Origin of the sequence: Janthinobacterium sp. FT14W, from assembly GCF_009208755.1 — a bacterium.
In the GTDB taxonomy this organism is placed as follows: domain Bacteria; phylum Pseudomonadota; class Gammaproteobacteria; order Burkholderiales; family Burkholderiaceae_D; genus Janthinobacterium; species Janthinobacterium violaceinigrum.
Window position 1 is genome coordinate 1 of the sequence record NZ_WFLL01000176.1, and the last position, 255, is coordinate 255.

Annotated in this window: 1 rRNA gene; it reads right to left on the reverse strand. The window is 41.6% G+C overall.

Going from position 1 to position 255, the window contains the following annotated elements:
* A 23S ribosomal RNA gene (locus GCN74_RS28515) occupies positions 1-100 on the reverse strand; the annotation flags it as partial.
* Positions 101-255 lie beyond the last annotated feature (155 nt).

Consider the following 255-nt stretch of genomic DNA (forward strand, 5'->3'; position numbering starts at 1 on the left):
AAGTGTGTTTGCTCACTCCCCGCAGCTTATCGCAAGCTACTACGTCCTTCATCGCCTGTAATCGCCAAGGCATCCACCATGTGCACTTATTCGCTTGTCCCTATAACGTTAGCCTCTGATAACCGAAATCATCAAAGAGCGCTACAGGGATAAGAAAGTACAACGTTGTTGCTTGTTTGTTGATACATACAATCATTACCCATCGATTTATGTTTTACGATAAACCGATCAATAAATAATCTTTACTTCTTCCAG